Consider the following 12,560-nt stretch of genomic DNA (forward strand, 5'->3'; position numbering starts at 1 on the left):
CACCTTGGGCGGTTGCCCGTCCCGAGTCCCTGCCACTCCGGATCCCACCTGGCCCCCATGCCTTGAATTGTCATCGGGCGTTTTTCCCGCTCCCAGGGTAACCGGCGAGTAGGGGGCATTCGAAGAGTATTAACCAGGATCTAACGATGAGTTCGATCACCAGTGAAGAACGAAAGCCCGCCACCGACGGTGACGGGCTTCCAGCTACGACGCAGCGGCTTACTTGCCGAGTTTTCTGCGCTGCACGCGCGTGCGGCGAAGCAGCTTGCGGTGCTTCTTCTTCGACATGCGCTTGCGGCGCTTCTTGATCACAGAACCCATAGGGTTGTTCCTCGCGTTCTCTCGGGTCATCCCCGCTTCCGCGGGGTGCACACTGTCTGACCCTGCACAGTCCCTACCCGATACGGGCCGAGATGGACCCGGCGGCACCACCGGCACGTACAGGATGCCGGTTCATGCTACCGGGCCACTCTCGGGCGAACGAAACGGGTGGGGCCGATCGGTTATCGGGCCGTACTACCCCGCATCGAAGTAGGACGTCTCCAGATAGTCGTGCACCGCCTTGGCGTGCACCCGGAAGGAACGCCCCACCCGCACCGCGGGCAGCTCTCCCGAATGCACCAACCGGTACACCGTCATTTTGGAAACCCGCATCAGATTCGCGACCTCGGCAACGGTGAGGAACTGCGTTCCCCCTCCGATGACGGATCCCGCGGTGATTGGGCTGTTTCCGGACCTCGCTTGGCTGTTTCCAGACATCATTGCGCCACTGACCTCCGGCACGTCCGCGCCGCCGGCTTCCCCACCGGCGGAACAGACACGCACGTGCTCCTTGAAGCTTAGCGGGACCAGTGGGATTGCTGCGACGGGTGTGAGAAATCAGCCTTTGCTGTGGCGAGTCGGCCTACGGCAGCAAACTAGCAACCGAGCAGTATTGGAAAGTGGGGAGCACACTCACCCACTGTCAACGTTAGTCCGCGATCGCGCCGAGTTCGGCGGAACGACGTTTTGCCGCGTGCAACGCATCGTGGAAAGCCGATCGCACCGCACCCCGCTCCAACTCCCGCAGGCCCGCCGCGGTGGTCCCCGCCGGCGAGGTGACGGCCGCGCGCAATTCCACGGCAGACTGGCCCGACTCCTCCAGCAGCGCGGCCGAACCGAGCATCGTCTGCGTGACCAACTGGGTGGCCACGTCGCGGGTCAGGCCCAGGCCCACCGCGCCGTCGATCATCGCCTCGACGATCAGGAAGAAGTACGCCGGACCCGAACCGGACACCGCGGTGACGGCGTCCATCTGCGCCTCGGAGACGGTCACCGCCTTGCCCACCGACTCCAGCATCTCGGTGACCAGGCCCAGCTGTTCCTTGCGGGCGTAGCGGCCGGGGGCGATGGCGCTCATGCCCTGGCCGACCAGCATCGGGGTGTTCGACATGACCCGCACGACCGGGAAGCCGGCGGGCAGCTTGGATTCCATGCGCGCGGTCGTCACCCCGGCCGCCAGCGACACCAGCACCTGATCGTGGTCCGCCGCGCCGAGCTCGGCCTTGCCCAGCTCGGTCAGGACCGCGTCCACATCGTTGGGCTTCACCGCGATCACGATGAGATCGGCCGACTTGCCGGCATCGGCGATGTCGTCGGTGGCACGGATCCCGAACCGGTCCGCCAGCGCCTCGGCGCGCGCCGGCACCGGCTCGACCACCACCAGATCCTTGTTCGCCCGCCCGGACTCGAGCAGGCCCGCGATCAGCGCCTCCCCGATCCGACCCCCACCGATTACCGCAATCCTCGTCATAGCATTCAAGGCTATCCCGCCTCCCCGAGCCTTCAGCGCGCGGCTGAGAGCCGTTGGCGCCGGCGTCAGCGTGCTTGGGGGATCAAGGCCAGCTGGCGGCTCTGGGCCACGATCGCGCCCGTGGAGTCGACGACGAGCTGGTCCTCGTCGAACATGCGATTGCCGACCTCGCGGGCGTGCGCGATGACACGCAGCCAGCCCGGGGCCGGGCGGCGGCGCAGGTAGGTGGTGAGCTGGACCGTGGGGGCCCAGCCGAAGTGGCCGAGGTTCATCGGGACCGGCGGGCTCATGTCGGCGGACATGAGCGCGAAGAAGGCGGACACGTCCGGATCCTGCTCGTCACCCGCGAAGGGGCGGATCCACAGGCGCAGGCGGGGTTCGGACTTCTCGCCGGCGAGGAAGCGGGCCCAGGCCGGATCGAGGGCGACCGAGGAGCCCCGGGCCACGTGCACGATCTTGCCCATGGGGTTGCGGTCGTCGTAGAAGAGCGCGTCGGCGGGCGGTTCCGCGGGCATGTCGCCGACGTGGTCGGCGGCGTACTGCGGATCCCCGTCGTCAAGGTGGCTGAACGTGAGAGCGGTGTGCACCAGGGTGCGGCCGTCCTGGATCAGGCTCGCGTCGACGAGGGCGATCTGGCGGCCCAGCTTGCGGGTCCGGACCTCGTACTCGACCGCGCCGGGGACGGGCGCGCCGAGGAAGTCGGTGCTGGCCGAGATGGGGAACATGGCGGCCTGTTCGGGGGCCGTGCGGCGCAGCCATTCGGTGGCCGCGGCGGCGCTGCCCGCGACCATGGTGCCGCCGTGCAGTTTGTCGCCGATGGTCCAGGTGGACTCGATGGATCCCGCGAAGCGGCCGGCGCCGGGGGTGGTCGCGTCGAGCTCGGTCAGCGTGCAGACGCGACTGAACGGCGTGTCGGCCAATTCGCTCGTCGACGCCGGGTCGACGGTCAGCTCCGTTGTCATCCGCTGTCCTTCCACTGGGTTTTGTACAGCGTAAATGGACCCGGTGAAAATTCCGGACGGGTGGTGGGATGAATCACCCCGGCAACCGCGCCGAATGACAACTCAGCCGCGATGCGCGGCCGTCGGCTCCGGCGTCGGGGCGGGCGAGAATCCGTTCAGATGCTCGCGCGCGAACGACAGCGCCCGATCCAGCATGGCCGCCCGATCCATCGTGGTGCGAGCCATCTGGGTGTTCACCTCGATCACCGCCTGACCGTCGAAACCGTTGCGCATCAACATGTCACAGAGTTCGGCCACCGGCTGGGTGCCCTCCCCCGGGATCAGATGCTCGTCGGTGGCGGCGCCGCGGCCGTCGGCGAGGTGCAGATGGGTCAGACCCGAGCCCATGCGCTGCGCCAGCACCAGCGGATCCACGCCCGCGGTCGCGGTGTGCGAGGTGTCCAGGGTGTAGTGGCGGTAGCCGGTCTCGGTCGGGTCGTAGGAGGGGCTGAAGGTGGTGATCGACGGCCCGGGCCCGCCCCGGCGGCGCAGCCGGTCGATCGAGCTGCCGCGCAGCAGGGTGTCGGCGCGCATCGGGAACATGTTCTCCACCGCGACCGCCACCGGCGACGAATTCTCCAGTTCCGCAACCTGTTTCGCGAATCCCTCGGCGTAGCGGCGCTGCCAGCGGAAGGGCGGATGCACCACCACGGTGGCCGCGCCCAGCGCCTCGGCGGTGTGCACGCTGCGGGTCAGTTTCGCGATCGGGTCCGACCCCCAGACCCGTTGCGAGATCAGCAGACACGGGGCGTGCACGGCCAGCACCGGCACGTCGTATTTGTGCGCGAAATGCTGCACGGTGGAAATGGACTGGCTGGCCGGTTCCGCCCAGACCATGAGCTCGACACCGTCGTAACCGAGTTCGGCCGCGTACCGGAACGCCGCCTCGGTGTTCTCCGGATACACCGACGCCGTCGACAACCCGACCCGGACTTCCCCGCGCCCCGCCCGGCCCTCGGTGCTCGCCCCCTGCGCTTGCACGATATTCCCCACTGCCGCTCCCTGCTCAGTTCGTACTGAGTAGAAAGGCTAGCGGTCCGAGCGTCACGAAGACGCCTACGACGACGGCAATCACAGTGCTGAAAATGTCATCGGTGCGGCGCAGCACTCGGACCAACGCGACCAGGCCGAGGATCACGACCATGGCCAGGGCCAGGGCAACCCACGGGAGCACTTCCCACATGCGTTCGAAGCCCTTGAACAGCAACATGCCCGCGACCGCGGCGCCCACGCTCTGACCCGCGATCACCAGCCACTGCCGGCGGTTCTCGTCCTCGTCCGACCGGCCCGCCGACCGCGCGCCCGCGGCCCGCGACCGCGCGGGCCGAGCGGCCGTGCCGCGACCGGCCTTGCGGGTGAGGGCGCCCGCCTTCCGGGTGAGCGCGGAGAACCGCGCGCCCATCGACGACGCGGGCTCGTCGTCGTAGTCGTCGTAGTCGTCCTCGTCGAGCGGCTCGTAGAAGTCGGTGAGGTGGTCGTCGGGTTCCGGCTCCGGCGCGACCGCCCCGCGGCCCCGGGAACCGAAGCCGCGGCGTTTGCCCGCGTTGCCCGCGTTGCGCGCATTCCGCTCGGCGCGCTCGTCCTCGCGCTGCTGGGCGTCGCGCAGCAGATCTCCGGCGACCGACTGACCCGACAGCAGTTGCTGATCGTCGTCGGCGAGCGAGGACCACGCGGCGGTCGGCACCGCGGCCTGATCACCACGGTCCGGTTCGGCGTCGGGTCCCGGTCGTCTTCGCGCCGACCACTCCGGCAGCCCGGTGGCCGCGCCGTGATCGACACCGCCGCGGCGATCCCCGAACGGCGGGGCGGGCTGCGGTTCGGGGGCCGGCTGACGCTGCGACTGGGCCTCGGCGTGCCGGCGGGCCGAGCGCGACATCGGCGGGGCGGCCGCGGCCTGCGGCGGTTCGAAGGCGGGACGGTCCTGATGCGGAGCGCGCGGCAGCGGCTCGGGCCCCGGCGGCGGCGACCACGCGGGGGCGGCCTGGTTGAACTGGGTGTGGTCCTCGAAGGGTGGGCGGGCCACCGCCGGGTTGAACTGGGTGCGCGAGTCGCGCTCGGCGCGGGCGGCGATGTCGCGCATGGCGTCCGAGGCGGCGTCGCGGGTCGCGCCGTTGTCGCCCAGGACACCGCTGTCGGCTCGGGAGCCGCTGTCGCCGCGGAAGGGGCGCACCTCGTCGGTGGTGTCGTCCTCGGGGTCGTAGCGGCGGCGGCGACCGCCCTCACGGGGCGCGGGCGCGGCGGGCGGTTCGGCGCCCAGGCCGTCGAGCGCGAAGTCGGAGTCCAGCGGATCGGGCTTGCGGCGGCGGCCGGAGCGGGGCTCGACGGGGGCCGGGGCCGGGGTCTCGGTGGGGGGCCAGTCCAGACCGGCGGACCAGCTCTGGCCGGACGGCTCGGGTAGGGACGGCGGCTGCGGGGCGGGGGCCAGCGGGTCGTAATACGAGATGGGCCCGGACAGCGGCGAATAGGCGGGTTCGGGCTCTGCTACCGAATAGGACGAATAGTCCGGTTGGGGCGGGGCCGCGGGAGTGGAGAAGTCGGAGTAATCCGAATAGTTCGAGGAATCAGCGTAATTCGAGAAGTTCGAATAGTTGGAATAGTCCGATTCCGTGGCGGCGGGCTCGGGCTCGGCGGCGGCTTCCTCGTCCGGCGCGGCGTGGGAGGACGATCCGGGCACGATCGGAATGTCACCGGTCAATTCGGCGACGGAAATGCCCCGGCCGCTTCGGCGTCTGCGACCCCCGCCGCTCGCGGAGCCGCCGCTTTGCTGCCCGTTCCGCGCCAGTAGCTCGGCGACGGACAGCTGACTTGAATCCTCGGTCATCGAGACACCGTTTCGATCGGGCCCGTCAGGCCGCTGTCGGGGCCGCCGGCTATCGGTTCGCTATCAAGGTCGGTATCCAATTTGCGCAAGATCAATCCCTCTCGCAGCGCCCAGGGACAGATGTCGAGCGTGTCCAGGGACAGTGCCCGCATACTCGCCTCCGCGACCAGCGCACCGGCCACGAGCTGTTGTGACCGGTCAGAACTTACGCCTTCCAATTCTGCCCGGTCGGCGGCTGTCATTCTCGATATGAACGCAATCAGCTGCCGCAGGCCGGAACTGGTCAGGGTACGCCGCACTCGGGGTCCCGCAACAGAGGGGGCGGCACCGGTCAGCCGGGCCAGCGAGCGGAAGGTCTTGGAGGTGCCGACGGCCAGATCCGGGCGGCCCACCTCGAGCAGTTGCTTGCTGGGCAGCACCAGCTCGGCGTCGAGCCAGTCCCGCAGTACCGCGACCCGGCGCTTGCCGGGCGGGTCGTTGCGCAGCCAGTCCCGGGTGAGGCGACCGGCGCCCAGTTGCAGCGACAGGGCCATGTCCGGGTCCTCGTCCGCGCCGTTGCTCATCTCGAGCGAGCCGCCGCCGATATCCAGATTGAGGATCCGCCCGGGGCTCCAGCCGTACCAGCGGCGCACCGCGAGAAAGGTGTGTCGAGCCTCATCGACACCGGAGAGCACCTGCAGTTTGACGCCGGTCTCGGCGCGGACCCGGGCCAGCACCTCATCGGAGTTGGTGGCCTCGCGGACCGCGGAGGTGGCGAAGGCCATCAGCTCCACACAGCCGGAAGTCTTTGCGATACTTGCGAATTCGGTTACGGTGGCGGTCAGCTTGGCGGCCCCCGCTGGCGTGATCCGCCCGTGGTCGTCCATGCTCTCCGACAGTCGCAGGGCCGACTTCGTCGAACTCATCGGCATCGGGTGTCCACCACGATGCGCGTCCACCACGAGCAGGTGGACGGTATTGCTTCCCACATCGAGTACACCGAGCCGCACATGAACACGGTACTGGGTGCGTCAGGACTTCTGGCCAGGCGACTGAGCTGTTAGCGTTCCGCACTGTGACGACAGGGGCATCGGCGAGCGGACCGACCGGGCTGCGACCAGCGGCGAAGATCGACCCGACGCCCGAAGTAGAACTCGACTTCCCGCGCGAGTGGATCGAATTCGTCGATCCAGCAAATGACGAGCATTTGATCGCGGCGGATCTGACCTGGCTGCTTTCGCGCTGGACCTGCGTTTTCGGCACACCGGCATGTCAGGGCATCATCGACGGCCGCGAGAACGACGGCTGCTGCTCGCACGGCGCGTTCCTCTCCGACGAAGAGGACGGCAAGAAGCTGCACAAGGCTGTGAAAATGCTCACACCCGAGGATTGGCAGCTCATGGGCGAGGCGACCGACGACCAGGGCCGCGTCCGCAAGAAGCTGTACCTCGAAGAGGACGACCTCGACGACGAACCCGCGCTGCGCACCCGGCGCGTCGACGGCGCGTGCATCTTCCTCAACCGGCCCGGTTTCAGCGAGGGCATCGGCTGCGCGCTGCACACCATGGCGCTGCGCAAGGGCCTGGAACCGCTCACCGTGAAGCCGGAGGTGTGCTGGCAGCTGCCGATCCGCCGGACCCAGGAGTGGGTGGAGCGGCCCGACGGCGTGGAGATCCTGCGCACCGCGATCGGCGAGTACGACCGCCGCGGCTGGGGTCCGGGCGGACTGGACCTGAACTGGTACTGCACCGGTTCCCCGGATGCGCACGTCGGCACCCGGCCGGTATGGGAGGCTTACGCGCCGGAGCTGATCGAGCTGATCGGCAAGCCCGCGTACGACGAACTGGCCGCGCACTGCCGTCGGCGGCAGGGCCTCGGCATCGTCGCGGTGCACCCGGCGACGGCCATCGCGGAGGAGAAGGCGGCGGCCGCCGCGGCCAAGCCGGTGACCAGCGCGAACGCGCCGAAGAAGGCTCGGTCCGCGAAGAAGTAGCGGAATACTTGCCAGTAACTTTCTGAAAACACCGTATTTCACATAGCTGCTCGCTTACTGTGCCTCGGACCCCTACCTACCTCGGGGGTCGCAGCACAGGAGTACGCATAGTGAGCACAATCCCCTTGGGCGGCCGTCACATCGGCGCCGGACTGGCCGCTCTGGCCATCGCGACCGGCGCCGTCTCGGTCCTGGTCACGCACGAGGCCCCCGAAGCCCACGCGACCGTCGACTCGATCACCATCTCGGGTTCGAACTGGACCGTCGGCCAGACCTACACCCTCAGCGCCGACCTCTCCGGCGCATCCTTCGGGCTCCTCGTCTACTGGGAAGACAACGGCCATCCCATCACCAGCCCGGCCTCCAAGGTGCCGTGGCCGCCCTACCACTCGAGCACCGACTGGACCCCGACCACGCCGGGCCAGCACAACATCACCCTGAAGCAGGGCAGCTCGACCAAGTCTCTGGTCGTGAACGTGAGCAGCGGCGTCACCACCACGACGGCCCCGCCGACCACCACGACCACCGTGCCGCCGACCACCACCACGGTGCCGCCGGTCACAACGACCGAACCGCCGACCACCACCACGGTGCCTCCGGTCACCACCACGGAACCGCCGACCACCACCACGGTGCCTCCGGTCACCACCACGGAACCGCCCACCACCACCACGGTGCCTCCGGTCACCACCACGGAACCGCCCACCACCACCACGGTGCCTCCGGTCACCACCACGGAACCGCCCACCACCACGACGGTTCCTCCGACGACGACGGTGCCGCCGACCACGACGACCGAACCGCCGACGACCACGACCACGGTCCCGCCGACGACCACGACCGACCCGACGACGACCACCACGGTCCCGCCGACCACCACGACGACGCCGCCGACCACGACCACCCCCGCGCCCAGCGGTGGCGGCACCGGTAGCGCCAACGGCCTGCCCTTCGGTCTCTGATCGTTCTCCGAGTTCTTTCTCTCCGAATTCCTTTGGTACACACAGGAGTACGCATGCGCACGACCACCGTTCGCCGTCTCGGCGCCGGGCTGGCGGGCCTCGCCATCGTCACCGGCGGGTCCCTGGCCCTGGCCACCCATCAGGCCCCCGAGGCCCACGCCACGGTCGACTCGATCACCATCTCGGGTTCGAACTGGACCGTCGGCCAGACCTACACCCTCAGCGCCGACCTCTCCGGCGCGTCCTTCGGGCTCCTCGTCTACTGGGAAGACAACGGCAACCCGATCACCAGCCCGGCCTCCAAGGTGCCGTGGCCTCCGTACCACTCGAGCACCGACTGGACGCCGTCCAGCGCGGGCCAGCACGTCATCACCCTGTCCCAGGGCAGCTCGACCAAATCCCTGGTCGTGAACGTGAGCAGCGGAACCACCACCACGACGGCCCCGCCGACCACCACGACCACGGTCCCGCCGACGACCACCACCACGGTGCCACCGACCACCACCACCACGGTCCCGCCGACCACGACCACCACGGTCCCGCCGACCACCACCACGACCGACCCGACGACGACCACCACGGTCCCGACGACCACGGTGCCGCCGACCACGACCACCACCGCGCCGAGCGGTGGCGGCACGGGCAGCGCCAACGGCCTGCCCTTCGGTCTCTGACCGATCTTCCCCAGTTCCCTTGGGGCACAGCGCTGGACATCACAGAGGAGTAGTAATGCAGAGCAAGTCTTCGGGCCGGTCGATCAGAGCGGGGATGGCCGGTCTCACCGTCGCGTCCGCCGCCGCGGTCGCGGTCGCCCTGGCCCCAGGGGCGAACGCCACCGTCGACGTGATCACCGTGTCCGACAACGCGCCGACGGTCGGGGGTACCTACACCCTCAGCGCCGATCTCTCCGGTGCGTCGTTCGGCCTGCTGGTGAACTGGAACGACAACGGCGTGAGCCTCACCGACGGCGTCGGCATCATCCCGTGGCCGGCGTACCACTCGAGCGTCACCTGGAAGCCCACCACGCCGGGCCAGCACATCATCACGGCCTCGCAGGGCAGCAGCACGCAGACCCTGATCGTGAACGTGTCGGGCGGCACCACCACCCCGCCGACCACCACGACCCCGCCGACCACCACCGCGCCGCCGACCACGACGGCTCCGACCACCACCAAGCCGTCGACCGGCGGCGGTGGCAGCATCGGCTCCGGCAGTGCGACCGGTAGCGCGGGCAAGCTGGTGGGCGGTCTGCTGAGCGGCCTCTTCGGCAGCAGCTAGCGAATCGCCTGACGCGATCGGGCGTGCCGGGTTCTGCGGAACCCGGCACGCCCGTGCTCGTTTGTGGCGTGGGTCTCGACGGTGCGGCGCGCGTCATAGTGTCCGGAAGGTGAACAAACGGTGCAGGTCGGAGACAATCCAATCAGGCTGCACAGAAGTATATTTCGCATAACCGCCGGTCCGATGACCTCGCGTTGTGAATAGTCGGAAGTGCCCACGACATCGATCCGCTATTGCGAATTCACCGGAACGTGTTAGACATCGTGGCCATGATCAAGAAAATCCTCGCCGTCTCCGCCCTGACCGCCGGTGCGGTTATCGCCATTGCCCCGCAGGCGTTCGCCGATAACACCGATCCGACCGCGTACTCCGATCGCACCGCCGATTTCGTCGTGTACAACGACCCGGCCGTGCTGGGCGCGAAGGACTCCGGCAAGCAGATCGTGGTCAGCCCCTACGGCACCAGCCACACCATCGCCTGCCGCGGCAACGGCGCGGACGTCGCGTGGTACGACTGCATGCAGCAGGACAACCCCGGCCTGGGCTGGATCATCCTGGAGAAGCAGGAACTGCCCGGCCTCGGCCCGGCGTGGGTCTACACCATGAAGTCCGACCCCAACGCGTAGTGCACCGGCCGAACGGGTAAGCCCGGAAACTGGTCGGGGAGAAAGACGAAACCCGCCCGCTTCGTGAATTCGAAGCGGGCGGGTTCTGCGTTCGGGGCGGTTCTAGGCTTCCAGCTTGTAGCCCAGGCCGCGCACCGTGACCAGGTGTTCGGGCTTGGCCGGATCGGCTTCGATCTTCGAGCGCAGGCGCTTCACGTGCACATCGAGGGTCTTGGTGTCGCCGACGTAATCGGCGCCCCAGACGCGGTCGATGAGCTGGCCGCGGGTGAGCACGCGCCCGGAATTGCGCAGCAGGTATTCGAGCAGGTCGAATTCCTTGAGCGGCAGCGTCACCGCCTTGCCGTTCACCTGAACGGTGTGGCGGTCCACGTCCATGCGCACCGGGCCGGCCTCGAGCACCGCGGTCTCGCTGCCGTTGTCGGGCTCCTCGCCGGCGCCGCGGCGCAGCACGGCCCGGATGCGGGCGATCAGCTCGCGCGAGGAGTAGGGCTTGGTGACGTAGTCGTCGGCGCCCAGTTCCAGGCCGACCACCTTGTCGATCTCGCTGTCGCGCGCGGTCACCATGATGACCGGGACGCTGCCGCGCACTCGCAGCTGCTTGCACACGTCGGTGCCGCTCATGCCGGGGAGCATGAGGTCGAGCAAGACGATGTCCGCGCCCGAGCGGTCGAACTCGGCCAGCGCGGACGGGCCGTCGCCCACCACGGTGACCTCGAACCCCTCCTTGCGCAGCAGGAACGCGAGCGGATCGGCCAGCGACTCCTCGTCCTCGACGATCAGCACACTCGTCATCGGGTTGCCTCCACACCGTTGGTTCTGGCCCGCCCGAGGGGGCGCGTGCCGTTTTCCTTCTTGGCCACCGGAACACCGGTGGCAAGTCTCTTGTCGACCTGCCCGTGGGAATCGGCAGGGTGGGCCGGGATGCGCAGGGTGAACGTCGATCCGGTGCCCAGTTTGCTCCACAGGGTGATCTCACCGTTGTGGTTGGCGGCCACATGCTTGACGATAGCCAGCCCGAGGCCGGTACCGCCGGTGGCACGCGAGCGCGCCTTGTCGGCCCGGAAGAAGCGTTCGAAGACGCGTTCCTGGTCTTCCTTGGAGATGCCGATGCCGCGGTCGGTGACGGCGATATTGATGTAGCCGCCGCGCAGCGCCCGGCTCACCGACACGTGGGAGCCGCGCGGGGAGTACGCGATGGCGTTCTCGACCAGGTTGGACAACGCGGTCACCAGCAGGGTCTGGTCGCCGAGCACCTCGAGGCCGCTGCCCGCGTCGGTGGACACGGTGATGCCCGCGGCCTCGGCGGTGGTGCGGGAGCGTTCGATGGCCTGGGTGACCACGGTGTCGACGTCGACGGCCTCGAGTTCGGGCAGCCGTTCGGCGCCCTGCAGCCGCGACAGCGCGATCAGCTCGGTGACCATCTTGCCCATGCGTCGGGCCTCGCCGTGCAGGCGTTCACCGAAGTGCCGGACCGAGTCGGGATCGTCCGCGGATTCCAGCAACGCCTCGGCCAACAGGCTCATGGCCCCGACGGGGGTCTTGAGTTCGTGGCTCACATTGGCGACGAAGTCGCGGCGGGTGGCCTCCATGCGGGCCTGTTCGGAGTCGTCGTCCGCGAACAGGACCACGAAGTTCGGATTCTCCTGCGAGAGCGGCCGGGCAACTCCTCGGACAGCGAGGCGGGCGCGGCCGGGCATGGGAATCTTGGCGGTCAGCTCGAACTCGACGTCCTGGCCCCCGGCCAGCACCTGCTCGACCGCCGCCCACGCGCGCTCGTCGAGCAGGCGGTCGTGGACCACGCCCAGCTCCTCGGCCCGCGGGTTGACCAGGACCACGTCCCGGTACTGGTCGACGACGGCGATGCCGGATTCGGAGGCGAGCACGATCAGGTCCAGCACCTGGGACATGGTCAGCCCGGTGTCGGTGGCGGCACGCATCCGCTCCTGGCGAGCGTTCACATACGGAATGAGCAGTCCGCCGACGGCCAGTCCTACTACGGCCGCCAGGACTGCCAAAAGCACGGCCTGTGGAACGCTCACACTTTGAATCGTACGGTCGCCGACGCGGGGTCAAACCCCGGGTGCAGGAAGTTTCACGCAGGTCATAGG

General features: G+C 68.8%; 13 protein-coding genes and 1 pseudogene. 5 read left to right on the forward strand and 9 right to left on the reverse strand.

The window, feature by feature from the left end:
- Positions 1-219 precede the first annotated feature (219 nt).
- The 7 genes and pseudogenes from ACQPYY_RS31280 to ACQPYY_RS31310 all read right to left on the reverse strand — a co-directional run bounded on the left by ACQPYY_RS31280 (position 220) and on the right by ACQPYY_RS31310 (position 6,603).
- Positions 220-321 (reverse strand): 30S ribosomal protein bS22, encoded by a 102-nt coding sequence (locus tag ACQPYY_RS31280; RefSeq protein WP_003402602.1) that lies wholly within the window; start codon positions 319-321, stop codon positions 220-222.
- Between the two features lie 195 nt (positions 322-516).
- Positions 517-762: a helix-turn-helix domain-containing protein gene (locus ACQPYY_RS31285; RefSeq protein WP_154790969.1), complete on the reverse strand. Its 246-nt coding sequence runs from the start codon at positions 760-762 to the stop codon at positions 517-519.
- 208 nt (positions 763-970) lie between these two features.
- Entirely contained in the window at positions 971-1,792 is an 822-nt protein-coding gene (gene proC, locus ACQPYY_RS31290; protein WP_379092168.1) for a pyrroline-5-carboxylate reductase, read from the reverse strand.
- 65 nt (positions 1,793-1,857) lie between these two features.
- Entirely contained in the window at positions 1,858-2,754 is an 897-nt protein-coding gene (locus ACQPYY_RS31295; RefSeq protein ID WP_433591966.1) for a thioesterase family protein, read from the reverse strand.
- Positions 2,755-2,856: 102 nt separating this feature from the next.
- Positions 2,857-3,777, reverse strand: coding sequence for a sugar phosphate isomerase/epimerase family protein (locus ACQPYY_RS31300; protein ID WP_379095692.1), 921 nt, complete (start codon positions 3,775-3,777; stop codon positions 2,857-2,859).
- A gap of 22 nt (positions 3,778-3,799) precedes the next feature.
- Positions 3,800-4,093: pseudogene (locus ACQPYY_RS31305) on the reverse strand (hypothetical protein); the annotation flags it as partial.
- Between the two features lie 1,517 nt (positions 4,094-5,610).
- Complete coding sequence (locus ACQPYY_RS31310; protein ID WP_433591967.1) at positions 5,611-6,603, reverse strand: hypothetical protein; 993 nt, start codon at positions 6,601-6,603, stop codon at positions 5,611-5,613.
- Positions 6,604-6,668: 65 nt separating this feature from the next.
- Here ACQPYY_RS31310 and ACQPYY_RS31315 point away from each other — a divergent pair, with 65 nt between their 5' ends.
- The 5 genes from ACQPYY_RS31315 to ACQPYY_RS31335 all read left to right on the forward strand — a co-directional run bounded on the left by ACQPYY_RS31315 (position 6,669) and on the right by ACQPYY_RS31335 (position 10,452).
- Entirely contained in the window at positions 6,669-7,586 is a 918-nt protein-coding gene (locus ACQPYY_RS31315) for a hypothetical protein (RefSeq protein WP_433591968.1), read from the forward strand.
- Positions 7,587-7,696: 110 nt separating this feature from the next.
- On the forward strand, positions 7,697-8,548 hold the full coding sequence (locus ACQPYY_RS31320; RefSeq protein WP_433591969.1) for a hypothetical protein: 852 nt from the start codon (positions 7,697-7,699) through the stop codon (positions 8,546-8,548).
- Between the two features lie 53 nt (positions 8,549-8,601).
- A complete protein-coding gene (locus ACQPYY_RS31325; RefSeq protein ID WP_433591970.1) occupies positions 8,602-9,222 on the forward strand; it encodes a hypothetical protein in 621 nt (206 codons plus the stop codon).
- A gap of 55 nt (positions 9,223-9,277) precedes the next feature.
- Positions 9,278-9,826, forward strand: a complete 549-nt coding sequence (locus ACQPYY_RS31330) for a hypothetical protein (protein ID WP_379092147.1) — start codon at positions 9,278-9,280, stop codon at positions 9,824-9,826.
- A 269-nt stretch (positions 9,827-10,095) separates the two neighbouring features.
- Positions 10,096-10,452 (forward strand): hypothetical protein, encoded by a 357-nt coding sequence (locus ACQPYY_RS31335; RefSeq protein ID WP_433591971.1) that lies wholly within the window; start codon positions 10,096-10,098, stop codon positions 10,450-10,452.
- A 102-nt stretch (positions 10,453-10,554) separates the two neighbouring features.
- Here the strand turns inward: ACQPYY_RS31335 and ACQPYY_RS31340 are convergent, their stop codons facing one another.
- Complete coding sequence (locus tag ACQPYY_RS31340) at positions 10,555-11,244, reverse strand: response regulator transcription factor (protein WP_357090946.1); 690 nt, start codon at positions 11,242-11,244, stop codon at positions 10,555-10,557.
- Positions 11,241-12,491 (reverse strand): sensor histidine kinase, encoded by a 1,251-nt coding sequence (locus tag ACQPYY_RS31345; RefSeq protein WP_379092141.1) that lies wholly within the window; start codon positions 12,489-12,491, stop codon positions 11,241-11,243. Before ACQPYY_RS31345 ends, ACQPYY_RS31340 begins: the two co-directional genes overlap by 4 nt.
- Positions 12,492-12,560 lie beyond the last annotated feature (69 nt).

It is taken from the genome of Nocardia sp. CA-145437, assembly GCF_050956485.1.
GTDB lineage: Bacteria > Actinomycetota > Actinomycetes > Mycobacteriales > Mycobacteriaceae > Nocardia.

Excerpts from the sequence above, each read along its gene's own strand:
- ACQPYY_RS31280 (WP_003402602.1), bottom strand. The coding sequence starts at position 321 with ATGGGTTCTGTGATCAAGAAGCGCCGCAAGCGCATGTCGAAGAAGAAG.
- ACQPYY_RS31285 (WP_154790969.1), bottom strand. The coding sequence starts at position 762 with ATGATGTCTGGAAACAGCCAAGCGAGGTCCGGAAACAGCCCAATCACC.
- proC (WP_379092168.1), bottom strand. The coding sequence starts at position 1,792 with ATGACGAGGATTGCGGTAATCGGTGGGGGTCGGATCGGGGAGGCGCTG.
- ACQPYY_RS31295 (WP_433591966.1), bottom strand. The coding sequence starts at position 2,754 with ATGACAACGGAGCTGACCGTCGACCCGGCGTCGACGAGCGAATTGGCC.
- ACQPYY_RS31325 (WP_433591970.1), top strand. The coding sequence starts at position 8,602 with ATGCGCACGACCACCGTTCGCCGTCTCGGCGCCGGGCTGGCGGGCCTC.
- ACQPYY_RS31330 (WP_379092147.1), top strand. The coding sequence starts at position 9,278 with ATGCAGAGCAAGTCTTCGGGCCGGTCGATCAGAGCGGGGATGGCCGGT.
- ACQPYY_RS31335 (WP_433591971.1), top strand. The coding sequence starts at position 10,096 with ATGATCAAGAAAATCCTCGCCGTCTCCGCCCTGACCGCCGGTGCGGTT.
- ACQPYY_RS31340 (WP_357090946.1), bottom strand. The coding sequence starts at position 11,244 with ATGACGAGTGTGCTGATCGTCGAGGACGAGGAGTCGCTGGCCGATCCG.